Genomic DNA, 17,970 nt, shown 5'->3' on the forward strand with positions numbered 1-17,970 from the left:
CCCCGGAATCACCGCCCCGCCGAACCCCCGTACAGGTCCCGCCGTGCCGTGGTGAAGCGGTGCAGGGCGTCGGGGAGCGGGGTGATGCCGATGCCGGGGGTGGTGGGGACCGGGAGGTGGCCGTCCTGGAGGACGAACGGCTCGGTGATGTCCTCGGCGAAGTAGCGGCTGGAGGCCGAGGTGTCGCCGGGGAGGGTGCAGCCGGGGAGGGCGGCGAGCGCCAGGTTGGGGGCGCGGCCGATGCCGGTCTCCAGCATGCCGCCGCACCAGGCGGGCACACCGTGCGCCGCGGCGACGTCGTGCAGGCGGCGGGCCTCCAGGTAGCCGCCGACGCGGGCGGGCTTGATGTTGACGACCCGGCAGGCGTCCATGGCGATGGCGGAGGCAGTGTCGCGGGCGTTGTGCAGCGACTCGTCCAGGCAGACAGGGGTGGCGATGCGGCGCTGGAGGAGTGCGTGGGCGTGGAGGTTGTTCTCCTCCAGCGGCTCCTCGATGAGCAGCAGGCCGAACTCGTCCAGGCGGCGCAGGTGTTCGGCGTCGGCCAGGGTGTACGCGGTGTTGGCGTCCACCTGGAGCGGCAGCTCGTCGCCGAAGCGTTCCCGGACCGCGCGGACGGGCTCGACGTCCCAGCCGGGTTCGATCTTCAGCTTGATCCGGACGTACCCCTCGGCGAGGTAGCCCGCCACGTCGTCCAGGAGGGCGGGGACCGAGTCCTTGATGCCGACGGACACCCCGGCGGGCACCCGGTCGCGGACGGCTCCGAGGTAGGTGGCGAGGGACATCTCGTGGGCCCGCAGCTCGGCGTCGAGGACGGCCGTCTCCAGGGCGGCCTTCGCCAGCTCGTGCCCCTTGACCTTCGCCATGCCGGGGGCGAGGGCGGCGGTCGTCAGGTTCGGCCGGGCGGTGACGCGGGGCAGCAGGAAGTCGCGGATCACGGTCTCGGCGCCGGAGACGTACTCGGAGCAGTACAGCGGCTCCGGGTCGGCGGCGAACTCGGACCAGCCCTCCGCCTCGTCGGTGACGACGTGGAGCAGGAAGGTGTCCTTAGTGGTCATCGTTCCGAAGGAGGTCCGGAACGGGGTGACCAGGGGGATGGCGACGTGGAGGAGTTCGACGTGTTCCAGCTTCATGCCGGGGTGCCTTCCTGGGCGTGCGGGGCGGTGCGGGTGAGGGTGTACCAGCCGTCGCGGGACATCGAGGTCGCGGTGTACCCGTCGGCGAACGCCTTCGTGAAGACCTCGCGGACGGCGTGGCGCCAGCGCAGCGCGAGCGCGGGGTCGGCGGCGCGCAGCTCCACGATGTCGCCGGGGACGCGGCAGCGGAGGGTGTCCCCTTCGTGGACGGCGAGCGGGGCGCCGTCGGGGGCCGTGGCCAGGACGGCGGACGCACCCGCGCCGGAGGTCCCGGCGGGCTCGTCGGCTCCGTCCGCCGTACGGTCCTTCGCGGTCAGGTCCCAGGTGACGGTGAGGCGGTCGCTCTCGTCGCCGTCGTTGAGGCCGTCGGTCATCGGGCCGTAGAAGTCCACGAGGTACTCGGTGCCCGCGGCGCCCAGTTTGACCAGGTTGAAGCGGGCGTTACGGCCCACCAGCGGGTCGAAGGTCCAGCGCATGGTGCGGGCCCCGCGGTCGAGCGCCCAGACGCGCTGCGCCTGCTTCACGGCGAGTCCGACGCCCCGGTCGCTGGTGCGGGCGGCGGCCACGAAGGAGTACACGTCCAGCGCCGACGGCTCCCCGAACACGGCGACGGCCGCACCGCACAACTCGCCCTGCCCGGTGTACGCGGCGTGCACGGCGCCGCCCGCGTGCACGAGGCTGTGCAGCACCTCCGCCGGGTAGGGCGGGGTGCTGCGCGGGGTCTGCCACACGTCGCTGAAGAAGTCGGCGACGGCCGCGATACCGGCCACGTCGTGGACGGTGCGGGTGGTGACGCCGGCCGAGAGCGCGGCGGCTGCGGCGTGCTCGCGTACTGAGGGTGTCGCTGTCATGGTTCGAGTCTCCGCGCGCCGGTCCCGGAACCGGTTGTCCGACGGGACAAGAGCGACCTAGAGTCGTGTGGTGATCGGCCAAAGGCGGTCGGGCGGTGCGTCCGGTGATGCCCCGCTTCCTCCGGGCCGGCCGGTGTGCTGCGAACCCGCCAACCCGCCAACCCGCGAACCCGCGAACCACCGAACCCGTGAACCCGTGAAGCCGCGCCCCCCCGCCAACCCGCGAACGGCGGAGCGAGACCCGAGACCCGAGAGGCCCCCATGGACGCCCCCACCCTCAGCGATCTGCTCGACGTCCTCGGCGGGTCGTCCGTACGGGCCGTCGCCTCGCCGCGCGGGCTCGGGGTGCCGGTCGGCGAGATCCTGCTCCACGACGCGGAAGCGGCGCTGCCGCACGCCCCCGGCGCCGTCCTCCTCGCGGTCGGGGTACGCCCCCCGGCGGCCGGGCCCCTGCTGCGGGCGGCCGCCGCCGCGGAGATGGCGGCCGTGGTCGTACGCGGCGCGGACGGGCCCGCCGAAGCGGCCGAGCGGGCCGGGATCGCGCTGCTCGCGGTCGACGAGGACGCAGCCTGGCACCGGGTCCACCTGATGCTCTCCTCGGCCGTCGGCGCACGCGCGGGCGGCACGCCCTCCGCCGCCGGGGACCTGTTCGCGCTGGCCGACGCCGTCGCCGCGGCGGCCGGCGGGGCCACCGCCATCGAGGACCCGCGCCAGCGCATCCTGGCCTACTCGACCGTGCCCGGACAGGCGGTGGACGAGGACCGCAGGCAGGGCATCCTCGGCCTCCAGGTCCCCGACAGCCCGGAGAACGACGCGCAGTACCGGGCCATGTTCGCCGCCCCCGCACCCCTGCGGCTGCCGGCTCTCGACGCCGACAACCTGCCCCGGATCGCGGTCGCCGTGAGGGCGGGCGGCGAGACGCTCGGGTCGATCTGGGTCGTCGACGGCGGCGGCCTCGCCCCCGACGCGGAGGACGCCCTCGCCCAGGGCGCCTCCACGGCGGCCCTGTTGCTGCTGCGGGCCCGCGCCGCCCAGGAACTGGCCCGCCACCTCGGCGGCGACCTGCTGCGCCGGGTGCTGGACGGCACGGCCGACCCGGCCACCGCCGCGCACCGCCTCGGGCTGGGCGCGGGCGCCGATCCGGTGCGGGTGGCGGCGTTCGTACCGGCCGGGGCCAGCACCGCGCCCGACGTCGAGCAGACGGCGCTGCGCCTGCTCGACCTGGTACGGCTGAGTTGCGAGGCCCGTTACGGGCGGCACGCCTGCGTCCTCGTCGACGGGGTCGTGTACGCCCTGCTCCCCGCGCTCGGCGAACGCGGCGCGGCCCGGCACCGGCAGCTCGCGCAGGACATCGTGGACCGGGCCGGGCAGGCCCTGCGGATGCCCGTACGCGGCGGGCTCGGGGCGGTGGTCGCGGGGCTCGCCAGGGTGGCGGAGTCCCGGGAGGACGCCGACCTGGTGCTGCGCTGCGTCGACGCGGAGCGCCCGGTCGCGCTGGTGGAGGACGTACGGGCCCGGGTGACCCTGCTGCGCCTGGGTGAACTGGTCTCCGGGCGGCGGGAGTTCGAGGGCGGCGCCTGGGCGCGGGCGGTGGCGCACGACGCGGCGCACGGCACGGAGTACGCCCGCACGGTGCTCGCCTGGCTCGACGCGGGGTGCGACATGGCGGGCGCGGCGGAGCGGCTCGCCGTGCACCCCAACACCTGCCGCTACCGCCTGAGGCAGGCCAGGGAGCAGGTGGGCCTGGACCTGGACGACCCCGACGAGCGGCTGGTGTTCTGGCTGAGCGCCCGGCTGGCGGGCGCGGTCTGAGCAGGCGGGCCGGGCAGCGCAGGGACGGCCCGGCCCGATCGGCTCAGCTCAGCCAGGCGGCCAGCTGTTCCTCGCACCGCGCGAGCTGGGCCACCGGGACGAACTCCCCCGGCGTGTGCGCCAGAGAGGGATCGCCCGGGCCGAAGTTCAGTGCGGGCACGCCCAGCTCGGTGAAGCGGGCCACGTCGGTCCAGCCCAGTTTGGGGCGCGGCTCGGCGCCGAGTACGGCGACCAGCGAGGCGACCGCCGGGTGCTCCAGGCCGGGCCGGGCACCCGCCACGGCTTCCGTCACCACGAACGCGTAGTCCTCCGGCGGGAACTCGGCCGCCGGGAAGAGGGACCGCACGTACTCCTCCGCCTCCTTGGGCGAACGACTCGGCGCGAAGCGGGCGTTGAGGGAGATGACGCAGGTGTCGGGGACGACGTTCCCGGCCACCCCGGCCCGGACCTGGACGGCGCTCAGCCCTTCCCGGTACTCCAGCCCGTCGATGACCACCCGCTCCGGGGTGTGGTCGGCCAGGCGCTGGAGCACCGCCGCCGCACGGTGCGCGGCGTTGACGCCCATCCAGGCCCGCGCGGTGTGGGCGCGGGCGCCCCGCACGGTGATGTCGGCGCTCAGCACGCCCTGGCAGCCGGCCTCGACACCCGCGTCGGACGGCTCCATCAGGATCGCGAGGTCGGCGTCGAGCAGCAGCCCGGGGCGTTCGGCGGCGATGCGGTGCAGCCCGTTGCGGTCGCCCTCGACCTCCTCGCACTCGTAGAACACGTAGGTGATGTCGCGGACCGGCGCGGTGAGCGCGGCGGCCAGCCGAAGGGCCACGGCGACGCCGCCCTTCATGTCGCAGGCGCCGAGCCCGTACAGCAGCTCGCCGTCGAGCCGGGCGGGCAGGTTGTCCGCGGCCGGGACGGTGTCGAGGTGGCCGGCGAGGATGACCCGCTCGGGGCGGCCGAGCGTGGTGCGGGCGACGACGGAGTGGCCGATCCGCTCCACACTCAGGTGCGGCAGGGCGCGCAGGGCCGCCTCGACGGCGTCCGCGAGGGGGCCCTCCTCGCCGCTCTCGGAGGGCAGGTCGACGAGGGAGCGGGTCAGTCCGACGACGTCGGTGGTGAGGTCGAGGGGTGCGGGTGCGGATGTCATGACCGGTGTTCCTCGGAGAGTGCTTGCGCCCGGGCCTTCGTACCGTTCAGCGCGGAGTGCTTGATGCCGTAGAGCCCGTACACGGCCAGTCCGACCAGCATCCACACCCCGAAGGTGATCCAGGTGTCCGAGCCGAGGCTGAAGAGCATGTACACGCAGCAGATCACGCCGAGCACCGGGACCACCGGCGAGAACGGCACCCGGAAACTGCGGGGCGCGTCGGGGTTGCGGCGGCGCAGCAGGATCACGGCGACGTTGACCAGGGCGAACGCGAACAGCGTGCCGATGCTGGTGGCGTCGGCGAGGCTGCCGAGCGGGACGAGCGCGGCGAGTACGGCGATGAACGAGGAGACGATCACCGTGTTGGCGCGCGGCACTCCGCTCTTCGCGTGGACCCGGGAGAAGACGGGCGGCACCAGGCCGTCGCGCGACATGGAGAACAGGATGCGGATCTGCCCGTACTGGACGGTGAGCACGACGCTGGTGGTCGCCACGACCGCGCCGATCGACAGCAGGATCGGCCAGAGGCTGCCGCCGCCGACGGCATGGACGAGCACCTCGCTGAGGGTGGCCTCGGTCCCTTCGAAGAGGTTCCACGGCATGGCGCCGAGCGCGGCCACGGCGACCACGACGTAGAGGAGCGTGACCAGGGCGAGCGAGAGGATGATGGCGCGCGGCAGGTCGCGCTGCGGGTTCTTCGCCTCCTCGCCGGCCGTGGAGGCGGCGTCGAAGCCGATGTACGAGAAGAAGAGCGAGGCGGCGCCCGCGCTCATCCCGGCGGCGCCGAGCGGGAAGAGCGGGTGGAAGTTGCCCGCGCGGAACGCGGTGAAGGCGACGGCGCAGAACATCACCAGGGCGGCCACCTTCACGCCCACCATGACGACGTTGGCGACCGCGCTCTCCTTGGCGCCGCGCAGCAGCACCACCATGGAGAGGAGCACGATGACGGCGGACGGGACGTTGACGACCCCGCCGGCGCCGGGCGGAGCGCTGAGCGCGTCGGGCAGGGTGACGCCGAAGACCAGGTCGAGCAGCTCGTTCACGTACTGGCCCCAGCCCACGGCCACCGCCGCGACCGACACCCCGTACTCCAGGATGAGACACCAGCCGCAGATCCAGGCGACGAGCTCCCCGAGCGTGGCGTAGGTGTAGCTGTACGAGGAACCGGCGCGGGGGATCATGCCCGCGAGCTCCGCGTACGACAGGGCCGAGAAGAGCGCGGTGACGCCGGCCAGGACGAAGGACACGATGATCGCGGGGCCCGCCTCGGGCACCGCCTCGCCGAGGACGACGAAGATGCCGGTGCCGAGGGTGGCGCCGACGGAGAGCAGGGTCAGCTGCCACATGCCCATGGTGCGCCGCAGCTCACCGCCTGCGGGTACTTCGGAGGACACGTCCTGCCGTCTGGTCAGCCTGTGCTTCAGGCCGCCACCGGGACCGTTGCCCGGCATCGTCCGGACCGTCTCCATGGCACCGCTCCTCTCGTCCCGCGTTGGTGGTGGTCGACCCGATGATGCTGAGTGGCGACCGTGCGGGGGTGAGAATATCCGCCAGAAAGCGAGCGACCCCTTTGGCGTTTCGGCCAAAGGGGCTGCGGCGGGAGGTGCGGACCGGTTCCGCGGAACGAGTGAATCCGCTTCGGCGGCTCCCTGGCGGCGGGCCGGACCGCGGAGCCTTCGGGGCAGGGCGTCCTGGCAGACCGTGGCCAACTCGGCGGCGGCACGGTCCTGCTGGGCGGTCCGCCCGACGACCGTACTCCGGGCCCGTCCCTCCGGCTCCCCGGGGCGGCCGCCGGCCGGGGAGGAGCGAGGAGGGCCGTGCGGGCGCGCGAGGAACCCCGGCGTGGCCGTGGACGGACGTGACGTACTCCACGGCCGGCCGAGGGCTGCCGACGCCGGCACCGAGCACCGGCAAGCCCCACCCGGCGGCTATCGGACGGTGAGGCCCGCCAGGGCGCCGGAGACCGTCGCGATCACGGCCCGGGACTCCGGCTCCAGGAAGAAGTGGCCGCCGGGGAAGGTGTGCACGGTGCAGGCTGCGGAGGTGTGCCGGCGCCAGGCGTCGGCCTCCTCTGCCGTCGTGAGCGGGTCCTCGGTGCCGGTCAGCACGGTGAGCGGTGAGCGGAGGACGGTGCCGGGCGGGCAGTGGTAGCTCTCGACGGCGCGATAGTCGCCCCGGACGGCGGGGAGCACCAGATCGACGAGCTCGGGGTCGTCCAGGAGCTGGGTGTGGGTGCCGCCGAGCCGCTTGATCCGGGCGAGGAGACCCGCGTCGTCCAGTGAGTGGACCGGCTCCGTCGCCGCGCGGCGGGTGTCCGGGGCGCGGCGGCCGGAGACGAAGAGCATCAACGGTGCTTCCTCGCCCGCCAGTTCCCGCCGCCGGGCCACCTCGAAGGCGATAGAGGCGCCCATGCTGTGGCCGAAGAAGGCCAACGGTCCGCAGAGCGTGCGCAGTTGCCGCTGCACGGCCTCGGCGAGCTCGCCGAGGTCCTCGACGCAGGGCTCGCCGAGGCGGTCCTGCCGCCCCGGGTACTGGACGGCCACCACGGCGACGGAGGGTGCCAGGGCCGCCGAGAACGGGTGGAAATAGCCCGCGGATCCTCCGGCGTGCGGGAAGCACACCAGGGTGACGGCGTCCGCGTCGGCGGGGTGGTAGCGGCGGAGCCAGGCGTCGGCCCCCGTGTGCGGTGCGGTCATGTCGCTGTCTCTTCCCGTCCGTTCGCTTGCTCTTCCCGTGCCGGGACGCCTTCCGCGCGCGGTTCCCCGGGCCTCCGCGCGGCGTTCGGCACGGCACCGTGCCCAGCATCCCGTACGGAGACTCCGTACGGCGTCCCGCTCTTGATCGATGCCCACCCGCTCCCGGGGGAACCGTGCCGGGGTCAGCGTTCGCACGTCGTCCTGCGGCCCCCTGGTGTTCACCGTGTGTTCATTCCGTGTACTCGGTTCATTCATGGGCGGGAACGCTCTGAAGGAGCGGTTCCTCGCGGCCGACGCCTTCGACGACGTCTACCACGCCTCGTACAAGAAGCTGTACGAGCAGTTCTACGGCTCCGGGTACGGCAGCACCGCGCTCGACACCGTCGTCGGTGCCGCGAAGAAGTCGGGCGCGGACGCCTCCGGGGTCGAGAAGACCGCGAAGTCCCTGCGCGGCACCGTCACTTCGCGGACGGAGAGCCTCGCGGAGGACAAGGTGATCACCGGCGGCTGAACCGGGCCGCCCCGATGCCGGAAGCCCGTATCCCCACAGGGGTACGGGCTTCCGGCGCGTGCGGGAGTCCGTGCACCGCTCACCCCCAGCCGCTGCGGAGGGTCGCCGCCGCCTTGTAGGTGCGCAGCACCGGGGCCGTCTCGATGCGGGCGATCGTGCTCCACGCCACCTTGCGGGTCAGATAGCGGTGGAGTTCCTCGGTGTCCCGGCAGAGCACCTGCGCGACCAGGTTGGTGGGGCCGGTGGTCGCCACCACCATCGCCAGCTCCTCGTGCTCGGCGAGCGCGCGGGCGACCTCGTCCAGATGTGCGGGCGCCACCTGCATCCAGAGCAGCGCCGAGACGGTCGCGCCGAGCAGGGCCGGGTCCACGTCCACGTCGAAGAAGAGCGCCCCGCGCGCCCGCAGTTCGGCGAGTCTGCGGGTCACCGTCGAGGCGGTCGACCCGGTCGCCGCGGCGAGGTCGGCGTAGCTCGCCCGTGCGTCCGCGCCCAGCGCCTCCAGGAGCAGCCGGTCGGCCTCGGTCAGCAGATACGCGGACGTCCCGGCTCCTGGGTCGGTACCGGCGTCCGAGACGGATTCGGCGCGCAGCCGGGCCTGTTGGCCGGCGTCGAGCGCGTCGACCCTGCCCCGCCACGCGGTCGGGCCGCCGAGGTAGACGTGCAGCAGGTAGTGCGCGGAGACCGCCGTGATCCCGGCGGTGCGCGGGATGTCGCGCAGCAGCAGCGCGTGGGCGTCCGGGCCCGCGGGGGTGGTGTGGATGACGGCCACGATCTCGGTTCCGCCGGAGGCGAGCCGTACCCACGAGGTGTCGGGGCGGCGCGCGAGCGCGAGGGCGATGTCGTGGGCGCTGCGGGTCGCGGCGGTCAGCCGCACGAACCACTGGTGGGTGCCCGAGCTGCGCGGGGCGGGGAGCGCGACCACGCGCAGACCGGCCTGGGCGTGCAGCCGGCGGTAGCGGCGGACCACGGTCTGGGTGGAGCAGCCGAGGACCTCCGCGACGAGCGTGAAGGGCGCCCGTCCGTTCACGTGCAGAGCGTGGACCAGGCTGCGGTCCAGGTCATCCAGTACGAGCATATCCACCAAAGTAGCGGAGTCGTATGGAAGTAATCGCGGATCTCGGCTTCGGGATTGGAATTCGACAAGGGCACTGCGGGACCGTGGCGGTCAACCATGGCGGTGCCGGTCACGGGCCACGGGCCACGGGTCACCTGTCACAGGGCGCGGGCCGCTGACCACCGGTCATCGGCGACCGGTCATCGGCGACCGGCCACCGGTCATCGGCCACCGGTCATCGGCCACCGGTCATCGGCCACCGGCCACCTGTCACCGCCGTCATCCGTTCGTCAGGGGGAGCCATGTCCCGTATCCCACTCTCCGCCGCCGGCCCGGACACCCCTCATCCGTACCGCTGGTACGCCCTGGTCGCGGTGCTGGTCGCCGAGGCCATGAACCTGCTGGACGCGACGATCGTCCAGGTCGCGGGGCCCGTCGTGCACGCAAGTCTGGGTGGCGCGGAGGCCACCATTCCGTGGTTCAGCGCCGCGTACACCCTCGCCTTCGCGACGGCGCTGCCGACCGGCGCCCGGCTGGGGGACCGGGCCGGGCGGCGCCGGGTCTTCCGCATCGGCGTGGTGGCCTTCGCCGTCACCTCGGCCGCCTGCGCGTGCGCCCCGGGCCCGGCGGCGCTGATCGGGCTGCGGGCGCTCCAGGGGGTCGCCGCCGCGCTGATCGTCCCGCAGACCTTCGGGCTGATCCGGGCGATGTTCAGCGGCGGGGAACTCCCCAGGGCGCTCGGGGCGATCGGTCCCGTCATGGGCCTGTCCGCCGTGCTCGGGCCGGTGCTCGGCGGCGTACTGACCCATGCCGACCTGCTCGGCTCGTCCTGGCGCGCGGTCTTCCTCGTCAACCTTCCGCTCGCCGCCGCCGTGCTGGTGATCGCGCCGCGTCTGCGCGAGGACCGCGCCCCGGTCCGCCCACGCCTGGACCCGGCCGGGACCGTGCTCGCGGCGGTGGGCATCGCCCTGGTGGTCTGCCCGCTGACCGGCGGCACGGGCAGCCCGGGACCGGTGGCCTGGGCGACGGCGGGGGTGGGTGCCGCCGTCCTCGGAGGGTTCGTCGCGCAGCAGCGCCGGACCGTTCGCCGGGGCCGGGCCCCGCTGGTCGAGCCGGCCCTGCTGCGGGGCCGCGCGTTCCCCGCGGCACTCGCCACCTCGACCCTCTTCTTCGCGGTGATGAACGCCGTCATGACCGTGGTCGTGCTCCACCTCGAACTGGGCCTCGGCCGCGGCCCCCTCGCCGCCGGGCTGACGTTGCTGCCGTGGTCGACGGGGCTGGCCGCGGGCTCCTGGGCGGCGGGCGACCGGCTCGTCCCCCGGTACGGCTCCGCCCGCGTCCTGCACGCCGGAACAGCGGTCCTCGCGGCCGGACTCCTTGCCGCGTACCTCGCGTACGGGGCGGGTGATCCGGGCGCGTACCCGGTGGGCCTGCCGGCCGCGCTGCTGGTCGCGGGCGTCGGTACGGGGCTGTTCACCACGCCGTTCTTCACCGTGGCGCTCAGCGGTGCGGGCCCGCAGGAGACCGGCTCGGCCGCCGGGCTCCTCAACGCCGTCCAGCAGCTCGGCGGCACCCTCGGCGTCGCGGTCGTCGGCGGTGTCTACCTCGCCGGTACGGGCGCGGGCGGCGGTCCGGCCGACGCGCTCACGGGTACGGACACCCCGGGCGCGGCGGCACGGGCCGCCCTGCTCACCGCCGGGGCGATCCTCGCGGCGACGGCGCTCGCGGCCACCGCCATGACCTCCGGCCGGGGCGCGGCCGCCCCCGCGACCGGTCAGCCGCGCAAGTAGGCCAGCACGGCCAGTACGCGGCGGTTCGTCTCCTCGGAGAGGGCGAGGCCGAGTTTGGTCAGGATCGAGCCGAAGTGCTTGCTCACCGTGCCCTCGTTGACGGTGAGGGCCTCGGCGATCGACGCGTTGGACCGGCCCTCCGCCATCAGCGCGAGGACCTCCAGTTCGCGCGGGGTGAGCCGGGCGAGCGGATCGCGGCGGTGCCGGATGAGCTGGCGGACCACCTCGGGGTCGACCACGGTGTCCCCGGCGGCCACCCGGGCCACCGCCGCCGCGAACTCCTCGACGTGGCCGATCCGTTCCTTGAGCAGATAGCCGACGGCCGTGCCGTCGGCCGAGTCGAGCAGATCCTCCGCGTACGAGCGCTGGACGTACTGGCTGAGGACCAGGACCGGCAAGTCCGGCTGCCGGGAGCGCAGTTCGACTGCCGCACGCAGTCCCTCGTCGGTGAAGCCGGGCGGCATCCGGACATCGGTCACCACGATGTCCGGGCGGTGCGTCGCCACGGCGGCGGCCAGTTCCGAGGCTGTCCCGACGGCGGCCACCACCTCGTGCCCGAACCGGGTGAGCACCCCGACCAGCCCCTCGCGCAGCAGGACGCCGTCCTCGGCCAGCACCACGCGCAGGTTCCCGCCCTCGGTGCGCAAACGGATCAGCTCCTGGGTCGTACGGGCGGACACGGCACGCGCAGACTGACCACCGTGGGCCCGCCGGGCGGACTGGAGAGTAGCAGCAGGCCGTCGACGACCGAGAGACGGTCGGCCACCCCCTGGAGGCCCGTACCCGCTCCGATGTCCGCGCCGCCCGTACCGTCGTCCCGCACCTCGACCGTCAACTCCCCTTCCCGAAAGCCTCCGTTCACGGTCACCCTGGACGCGGCCCCATGTTTCGCCGCGTTGGTGAGGGCCTCGCAGACCGCGAAGTAGGCGGCGGTCTCGACGGCCTCCGGGAGCCGGTCCGGTAGGTCCAGCTCCACGTCGACCGGCACGGCAGAGCGGTCGGCCACGTCCTCCACCGCCGCGCCGAGCCCCCGGTCGGTCAGAACCTGCGGATGGATGCCCCGGATCAGTTCCCGGATCTCCACCAGCGCCTCGTCGGCCTGGGTGCGCGCCCTCGCGAGCAGCCCGGCGACCGGTTCGGCGGGCCGCTCCAGCCCGGCCAGGCCCAGGGTCATCGAGAGGGCGACCAGGCGCTGTTGGGCGCCGTCGTGGAGATCGCGCTCGATCCTGCGGCGCTCCGCCTCGAAGGCGTGCACCAGTCGCATCCGTGAGCGGTCCAACTCGTCCACCCGCTCGGCGAGTTCACTGCTCGGTGGGTGGAGGAGCCGGCGCGTCAGGGCGGCCCGCCCCGCCGCGAGCGCCCCCAGCGGGTAGCCGAGCGGAGGCAGCAGGAGCAGCCCGGCCGTCAGCATCGCCGTGGCGGCGGGGTACGACTCCACGATCCACAGCTTCAGCAGCCGCGCCTCGCCCGTGCCGCCCGCGACCATCTGGGGGAGCACCGCGATCAGCCCCGCCGGGATCAGGAACACACAAGCGAGCACCACCGCCTCCACCGGCCACAGGACCAGCGCGAGCAGGCAGGCGTACGCCAGCTCCCGCCACGTGGAACGCTCCTGGAGCCGCGTACGGAGCCAGCAGGCGAGCCCCGGCTCGACGGGCGCGCGGTGCGCGGCGGGCAGCGGGCCGGGATGGACCAGCCGCAGCCGGTACCGCTCCAGGGCGGCCGTCGGAATCCCGGCGAGGGCCAGGACGAGCAGCAGCGGCAGCCCCACCAGCACCACGGTGAGCGCACTGCCCGCGACCGCCAGCAGCGTCAGCGCCACCAGTACGGCGGCACCGATCGGCACGCCGCTGAGCAGGTAGAGCGACGCGCGCCAGGGCCACGCGCCGAGCAGGTAACGGCGCTGCCGCAACGCGTGGGAGAGGAGGGAGGGCTGCATGGACGAACGGTAGGGCCTTTCGTCCGGATCACGCCGGGCCCGCGGGGTCCATGGTGGAGACAGCTCCACCACGAGGACGGCATTCTGCTCCGATGTGCCGTGAGAAACGGCCGAGTTGACTGAAGGCATGAGTAGACAACCGGCCGTCCGGCTCCGTTCCGTCACGCGATCCCACGGGCGCGGCAGCAGCCTCGTCACCGCCCTCGACCGGGTCGACCTGACCGTGGCACCGGGGACCTTCACCGCGATCATGGGCCCCTCCGGCTCCGGCAAGTCCACCCTGCTGCACTGCGCGGCCGGGCTCGACCGGCCGACCTCCGGGCAGGTGTTCCTCGGCGGCACCGAGCTGACCGGCCTCGGCGAGCGCCGCCTCACCCTGTTGCGGCGGCGCCGGATCGGGTTCGTCTTCCAGTCCTTCAACCTCCTGCCCGCGCTCACCGCCGCGCAGAACGTGGCCCTCCCGCTGCGGCTGGCCGGTGTGCGGCCCCGCCGCGCCGACGTGCTCGACGCACTGGAGCGGGTCGGGCTCGGGGGCCGCGCGGGCCACCGGCCCGGTGAACTCTCCGGCGGCCAGCAGCAGCGCGTGGCGCTGGCCCGCGCCCTGATCACCCGCCCCGACGTCCTCTTCGGCGACGAGCCCACCGGAGCCCTCGACTCCACGACGGGCCGGGAGGTCCTCGCCCTGCTGCGCTCCCTGGTGGACGGCGGGCAGACGGTGGTCATGGTCACGCACGACCCCGTCGCCGGAGCCGGCGCGGACCGGGTGGTCCTGCTGGCGGACGGCAGGGTGCGCGACGAGCTCGACGCCCCCGACGCCGGGCGGATCGCCGCCCGGATGAACCGGTTCGCGGGGGCCGCTGCCGCGCCGAAGTCGCGTGACGAGTCGGCCCGCGGTACGGCGGTGGCGTCGTGCTGACGCGCGTACTCGCCGGGCTGCGGGCCCGCTGGATCACCTTCGCCGGCTCCTTCGTCGCCCTCGCCCTCGGCGTGGGACTCGTGGCGGCCACCGGCCTCGCCCTCGCCGCCACGCTCGACGCGCCGGAGAGCGCGCCCGAGCGGTTCGCCGCCGCGCCGGTGGTGGTCGAGGGCGCCGACACGCTCCGGGTCGCCACCCCCATCGGCGTACGGACGCGGCCGCTCGCCCGGCCCCGGCCCGTACCGGCCGCGCTGGTAGCCCGGCTCTCCGCCCTCGGGCCGACCGTCGAGGACCGCACCTTCCCCGTGGACTTCCCGGCCGCGGGCGGCCCGTACGAGGGCGCCGAAGTCGTCGGCCACCCCTGGTCGATCGCCGCCGCGACCCCGTACCGGCTGACCTCGGGGCGCGCCCCCTCGGCGCCCGGCGAGACCGTCGCCGCGACCGGCCCGGACTCCTCGGTGCGCCCGGGGGACCGGATGCGGCTGCTGTTCCCGGGCGCCACGGGCCCGGGCGGCGGTGGCCGGAGCGTCACGGTGGTCGGTACCGTCGCCGCGACCGGATTCGAGACGGCGCTGTTCTTCACCGACGCCGAGGCCGCACGGATCTCCCCGCCGGTCGACGCCCTGGTCGTGCACGCGGACCCGGCGGCCGTCACCGCGGAGGTGCGGGCGGCCGAGGCGCACGCTGCCGGGGGGAAGGCCCAGGAGACCCGGGTATCGGTCCTCACCGGCGCCGAACGACGCCGCGCGGACCCGGACCCCGACCGCGACAAGGAGGCACTCGCCTCCGTCAACGCGCTGCTCGGCACCGCGGCGGGCATCACCGCCTTCGTCTCGGCCGCCGTGGTGGCGTCCACCTTCTCCTTCGCGGTGGCCCAGCGAAGAAGGGAGTTCGGGCTCCTGCGCACGGCGGGTGCCACTCCTGGGCAGATCCGCCGGACCGTGTACGCCGAGGCGGTACTCGTCGGGGTACTGGCCTCGTCCGCAGGATGCTGGTGGGGCAGGGCGGGAGCGCCACGCCTCGTCGCCTGGATGGCGGACCGGGGCATCGCCCCCGCCTGGTTCGTGATCGGCGACCGGACCTGGCCGCTGCACGTCGCGTTCTGGAGCGGGCTGGCCGTGGCGGTGGCCGGAGCGGCCGTCTCCGCCCACCGGGCGGGGCGCACCGGACCCACCCAGGCGCTGCGTGAGGCGGCCGTCGACGGCGGAGCCATGCCGCTGCTCCGCCGGGTCCTGGCAACTCTGGTCGTGGGCGGCGGAATCGGCCTGCTGGTGATGGCGCTGGTCTCCGACCCCGGCGAACTCCTCAAGCGCAAGACCTACCTGACACAGCCGATGGTGCTCATCGCCGGATGCGCCCTCCTCGCGCCCGTCCTGGTGCCGCCGGCCGTCCGGCTGCTCACCCTGCTGCCCGCCCGACTGCCCGGAGCCTCCGGTCTGCTGGCCCGGGCGAACGCCTCGGCGGCCGTCCGCAGGACATCCGCGATCGCCGCGCCCGTCCTCATCACGGTAGCCCTGGCCACCGTCCTCCTCGGGACCACCGGGACCCTTGCCGCGGCCGAGGAGTCCGAGGCGCTGACCCGTACCTCCGCCGATTTCGTGGTCACCGCGGAGACCGGACACCGCCCCCTGCCGCAGGAGTTCGTGGACCGCGCCGGAGGCGTGCCGGGCGCGGTGGTCAGTGCCTCCCGCTCCACCGGGGTCACCGTCATCGAGGAGGGCGTCGCGCTCGTCTCCTGGGAAGCGGCGGCGGTGGACCCGGAGGCCTTCGCGAAGGTGTCGGCCCTGCCGGTCGCCGCGGGCTCCCTCGCGGACCTCGACGACGACAGCATCGTGGTCACCGAGGAGTGGCTGACCAAGAAGGTCGGCGAGCGGGTCTCCGTCCGGCTGGGCGACGGCCGGAAGGCGTCCCTGCGCATCGCGGCCGTACTGCGCACCGGCACCGGTGACCGCGGAGTCCTGCTCGGCGCCCGCAACGCCGCGGGCGCCCCGGTGGACCGCCTCGACATCACGGTGGCGCCCGGCGCCGACCGTACGGCGGTCACCGCCGCGCTCCGCGCGGCGGGCCGGGCCACCGGGACCGAAGTGACGACCGCCCGCCAGTGGGCCACCGCACACCACCCCCGCACCCGGGAGGCCACCCGGATCGGACTGCTGATGGTGCTCGGCATCGCTCTGCTCTGTACCGGGATCGCCCTGGTCAACACCCTGGTGATGGCCACCTCGGACCGGACCCGCGACTTCGCCTTACTGCGGCTGGCGGGCGCGACCACCGGCCAGGTGCTGCGGATCGTCGCCGTCGAGGCGCTGGTGGTGGTCGGCGTCGGCGCCCTGCTCGGCCTCGCCGTCTCCGCGGTCGACCTGGGTGCCGTACGGGGGGCACTGGCCCTGCTCGGCGTGCACACGGGCGTCGCGGTGCCCTGGGCGGCCATCGGCGCGGTGCTCGCCGGCGCCGCGGTGATCGCCGTGGTGGCCGCCGTACTCCCGGCGGCGCGGGCGCTCCGGGCCCGCCCCGTGGAGGCGGTCGGCGCGCGGGAGTAGGAGGCGCAGAGGACGGGGCGGGAGAGCCTGCGGACTCCGGCCGGGGACGTGCGTCCCCGGCCGGAGTCACCTGCCGTACGCGGCCACCAGGGCCTTCGCCTCGTCCAGTACCGCGTGTTCGGCGGCCGGGAGGCAGGGGTCCGCGGCCCGGTGGGCGGCGGCTCCGGCGAGTTCCTCGTCGGTTATCCCGCCGTCGCCCGCCATGGCGATCATCAGGGCGTTGAACAGGATGCCCACCCCCTCCGCCGCCGGGAAGCCGGGCGTGCGGGAGAGCTGCGCCAGGATCAGGGCCGACATGGCACGGTCCATGCCGGGAGGGCCCTCGGTGGTGTTGCTCCAGTCGATCACCACCGGCCCGTGCCCGGTCAGCATCACGTTCTCGGGGTGCAGGTCGAGATGGAGGATGCGGACCTCCGGATCGGGGGAGACCCGCGGCGGCAGCGCGTGCAGTTCGCGCAGCAGCCCGGCGATCATCTCCCCGCCCTGCCGGGCGTCCAGGGACCCCGCCGTGAGCGCCTCGGCCATGGTGGGACCGGTCAGCCGCTGCAGCACGAGATCACCGGGGCCCGCCCCTTCGGCGGGCGGCCCGATCCGCGGCACCGGGAAGCCGAACGCGGCGAGGTAGGACATCACCGCCAGCTCGGGCGTGGTGTCGGCGGCAGCGCGGTAGCGGCGGAGGACCCAGGAATCGTCGAGTGCGTACACGTCGGCGCTGCGTCCCGACCCCAGTAGATGGCCAGTGTCCATGGCGCCGAACCTACCCGTGTACAGGGGGGTTGGGGAGCGGTGGGGGAACCGGATTCGCCCCGCCCGCCCGCGGGCGGACAACCGGCGGGAAATTTCTTGGCGTTCGCGTGAAACATTCTCCCCGGCCCGCCGCGTCGAAGGAGTGCGGGGCGCACGGCCGGACCGGCCGTGGGAGACGGGGGAGCGCATGAGGAAGTCGCGAGTCGAGGACTTCAGGGAGTTCGCGGCGAGCTGCGCGGGCCAACTGTACCGATCGGCTGCGCTGTTGACCGGCGGAGACGTGCACCTGGCCGAGGATCTCGTCCAGGAGACGCTCGGCCGGATGTACATGCTGTGGGGCCGTGTCCACCGGATCGACAATCCGGCCGCGTACGCGCAGACCGTGCTCGTCCGCGCCTTCCTCACGCACCGCAGACGCCGTTCCGCCGGCGAACGCCCCCTCGCGGAAGTGCCGGACAGGGTCTCCGCCGCCGGCACGGACCCGGCCCTGCGCATGACGCTGATCGACGCCCTCGACAAACTCGCCCCGAAGGACCGGGCGGTGGTGGTGCTGAGGTACTGGGAGGACTGCAGCATCGAGCAGACCGCCGAAGCCCTCCGGACCAGCCCGGCGGCCGTACGGACCCGGTGCGTACGGGCGCTGGCCCGGCTGCGCACCCTGCTCGGCGGCAGCCTCGCCGAGTTCGCCACGCACTGAACCGCGCACCGGATTGCGCACCGAACGCCGCACCGAACCGTGCACCGAACCGCGCACCCGAACCACGCACCGAACGCCGCACCCGAACCGCACCCGAACCGCACCCGGGCCCCGCGCTCATCCGCACCGGCCCTCCGTACCCGCTC

Annotated in this window: 15 protein-coding genes; 6 read left to right on the top strand and 9 right to left on the bottom strand. The window is 74.4% G+C overall.

Annotated elements, in window-relative coordinates; all coding sequences use genetic code 11:
- Positions 1-8: 8 nt before the first annotated feature.
- Both menC and OHA55_RS17295 read right to left on the bottom strand, forming a co-directional pair.
- Entirely contained in the window at positions 9-1,130 is a 1,122-nt protein-coding gene (gene menC / locus OHA55_RS17290; RefSeq protein ID WP_266707286.1) for an o-succinylbenzoate synthase, read from the bottom strand.
- Complete coding sequence (locus tag OHA55_RS17295) at positions 1,127-1,984, bottom strand: chorismate synthase (protein ID WP_266707288.1); 858 nt, start codon at positions 1,982-1,984, stop codon at positions 1,127-1,129. The genes menC and OHA55_RS17295 overlap by 4 nt, the downstream gene beginning before the upstream one ends.
- A 261-nt stretch (positions 1,985-2,245) precedes the next feature.
- Here OHA55_RS17295 and OHA55_RS17300 point away from each other — a divergent pair, with 261 nt between their 5' ends.
- Positions 2,246-3,796: a CdaR family transcriptional regulator gene (locus OHA55_RS17300; RefSeq protein ID WP_266707290.1), complete on the top strand. Its 1,551-nt coding sequence runs from the start codon at positions 2,246-2,248 to the stop codon at positions 3,794-3,796.
- A 43-nt stretch (positions 3,797-3,839) separates the two neighbouring features.
- On the opposite strand, the gene dapE is transcribed toward OHA55_RS17300, so the two are convergent.
- From dapE to OHA55_RS17315, 3 genes are all read right to left on the bottom strand, one after another.
- Entirely contained in the window at positions 3,840-4,934 is a 1,095-nt protein-coding gene (gene dapE, locus OHA55_RS17305) for a succinyl-diaminopimelate desuccinylase (RefSeq protein ID WP_266707292.1), read from the bottom strand.
- On the bottom strand, positions 4,931-6,403 hold the full coding sequence (locus tag OHA55_RS17310) for an amino acid permease (RefSeq protein WP_266707294.1): 1,473 nt from the start codon (positions 6,401-6,403) through the stop codon (positions 4,931-4,933). The genes dapE and OHA55_RS17310 overlap by 4 nt, the downstream gene beginning before the upstream one ends.
- A 459-nt stretch (positions 6,404-6,862) precedes the next feature.
- Entirely contained in the window at positions 6,863-7,630 is a 768-nt protein-coding gene (locus OHA55_RS17315) for a thioesterase II family protein (protein ID WP_266707296.1), read from the bottom strand.
- Between the two features lie 253 nt (positions 7,631-7,883).
- On the opposite strand from OHA55_RS17315, the gene OHA55_RS17320 reads away from it, so the two are divergent.
- On the top strand, positions 7,884-8,141 hold the full coding sequence (locus OHA55_RS17320; RefSeq protein WP_266707298.1) for a hypothetical protein: 258 nt from the start codon (positions 7,884-7,886) through the stop codon (positions 8,139-8,141).
- Positions 8,142-8,220: 79 nt separating this feature from the next.
- Here the strand turns inward: OHA55_RS17320 and OHA55_RS17325 are convergent, their stop codons facing one another.
- Entirely contained in the window at positions 8,221-9,216 is a 996-nt protein-coding gene (locus tag OHA55_RS17325) for an Lrp/AsnC family transcriptional regulator (protein ID WP_266707300.1), read from the bottom strand.
- Positions 9,217-9,497: 281 nt separating this feature from the next.
- Here OHA55_RS17325 and OHA55_RS17330 point away from each other — a divergent pair, with 281 nt between their 5' ends.
- Positions 9,498-10,985 (top strand): MFS transporter, encoded by a 1,488-nt coding sequence (locus tag OHA55_RS17330; RefSeq protein WP_266707302.1) that lies wholly within the window; start codon positions 9,498-9,500, stop codon positions 10,983-10,985.
- Here OHA55_RS17330 and OHA55_RS17335 read toward each other — a convergent pair.
- Both OHA55_RS17335 and OHA55_RS17340 read right to left on the bottom strand, forming a co-directional pair.
- Entirely contained in the window at positions 10,970-11,611 is a 642-nt protein-coding gene (locus OHA55_RS17335; protein WP_266710740.1) for a response regulator transcription factor, read from the bottom strand. The two genes, OHA55_RS17330 and OHA55_RS17335, sit on opposite strands and share 16 nt — an antisense overlap.
- 26 nt (positions 11,612-11,637) lie before the next feature.
- Positions 11,638-12,924, bottom strand: a complete 1,287-nt coding sequence (locus tag OHA55_RS17340) for a sensor histidine kinase (RefSeq protein ID WP_266707304.1) — start codon at positions 12,922-12,924, stop codon at positions 11,638-11,640.
- A gap of 127 nt (positions 12,925-13,051) precedes the next feature.
- On the opposite strand from OHA55_RS17340, the gene OHA55_RS17345 reads away from it, so the two are divergent.
- Positions 13,052-13,840, top strand: coding sequence for an ABC transporter ATP-binding protein (locus OHA55_RS17345; protein WP_266707306.1), 789 nt, complete (start codon positions 13,052-13,054; stop codon positions 13,838-13,840).
- Positions 13,834-16,380: an ABC transporter permease gene (locus OHA55_RS17350; RefSeq protein ID WP_266707308.1), complete on the top strand. Its 2,547-nt coding sequence runs from the start codon at positions 13,834-13,836 to the stop codon at positions 16,378-16,380. The genes OHA55_RS17345 and OHA55_RS17350 overlap by 7 nt, the downstream gene beginning before the upstream one ends.
- 66 nt (positions 16,381-16,446) lie before the next feature.
- On the opposite strand, the gene OHA55_RS17355 is transcribed toward OHA55_RS17350, so the two are convergent.
- Complete coding sequence (locus OHA55_RS17355; RefSeq protein ID WP_266707310.1) at positions 16,447-17,127, bottom strand: phosphotransferase; 681 nt, start codon at positions 17,125-17,127, stop codon at positions 16,447-16,449.
- 187 nt (positions 17,128-17,314) lie between these two features.
- Between OHA55_RS17355 and OHA55_RS17360 the strand changes: the two genes are divergently transcribed.
- Positions 17,315-17,824, top strand: a complete 510-nt coding sequence (locus OHA55_RS17360; RefSeq protein ID WP_266707312.1) for a SigE family RNA polymerase sigma factor — start codon at positions 17,315-17,317, stop codon at positions 17,822-17,824.
- The last annotated feature ends 146 nt before the right edge of the window (positions 17,825-17,970 follow it).

It is taken from the genome of Streptomyces sp. NBC_00102, assembly GCF_026343115.1.
Taxonomy (GTDB): Bacteria; Actinomycetota; Actinomycetes; order Streptomycetales; family Streptomycetaceae; genus Streptomyces.

Bases quoted from the DNA above. Each gene is read 5' to 3' on its own strand.
- OHA55_RS17355 (WP_266707310.1), bottom strand. From the start codon at position 17,127: ATGGACACTGGCCATCTACTGGGGTCGGGACGCAGCGCCGACGTGTAC.
- OHA55_RS17360 (WP_266707312.1), top strand. From the start codon at position 17,315: ATGAGGAAGTCGCGAGTCGAGGACTTCAGGGAGTTCGCGGCGAGCTGC.
- OHA55_RS17295 (WP_266707288.1), bottom strand. From the start codon at position 1,984: ATGACAGCGACACCCTCAGTACGCGAGCACGCCGCAGCCGCCGCGCTC.
- OHA55_RS17300 (WP_266707290.1), top strand. From the start codon at position 2,246: ATGGACGCCCCCACCCTCAGCGATCTGCTCGACGTCCTCGGCGGGTCG.
- OHA55_RS17345 (WP_266707306.1), top strand. From the start codon at position 13,052: ATGAGTAGACAACCGGCCGTCCGGCTCCGTTCCGTCACGCGATCCCAC.
- OHA55_RS17325 (WP_266707300.1), bottom strand. From the start codon at position 9,216: ATGCTCGTACTGGATGACCTGGACCGCAGCCTGGTCCACGCTCTGCAC.
- OHA55_RS17340 (WP_266707304.1), bottom strand. From the start codon at position 12,924: ATGCAGCCCTCCCTCCTCTCCCACGCGTTGCGGCAGCGCCGTTACCTG.
- OHA55_RS17330 (WP_266707302.1), top strand. From the start codon at position 9,498: ATGTCCCGTATCCCACTCTCCGCCGCCGGCCCGGACACCCCTCATCCG.
- dapE (WP_266707292.1), bottom strand. From the start codon at position 4,934: ATGACATCCGCACCCGCACCCCTCGACCTCACCACCGACGTCGTCGGA.
- OHA55_RS17310 (WP_266707294.1), bottom strand. From the start codon at position 6,403: ATGGAGACGGTCCGGACGATGCCGGGCAACGGTCCCGGTGGCGGCCTG.
- menC (WP_266707286.1), bottom strand. From the start codon at position 1,130: ATGAAGCTGGAACACGTCGAACTCCTCCACGTCGCCATCCCCCTGGTC.
- OHA55_RS17315 (WP_266707296.1), bottom strand. From the start codon at position 7,630: ATGACCGCACCGCACACGGGGGCCGACGCCTGGCTCCGCCGCTACCAC.
- OHA55_RS17320 (WP_266707298.1), top strand. From the start codon at position 7,884: ATGGGCGGGAACGCTCTGAAGGAGCGGTTCCTCGCGGCCGACGCCTTC.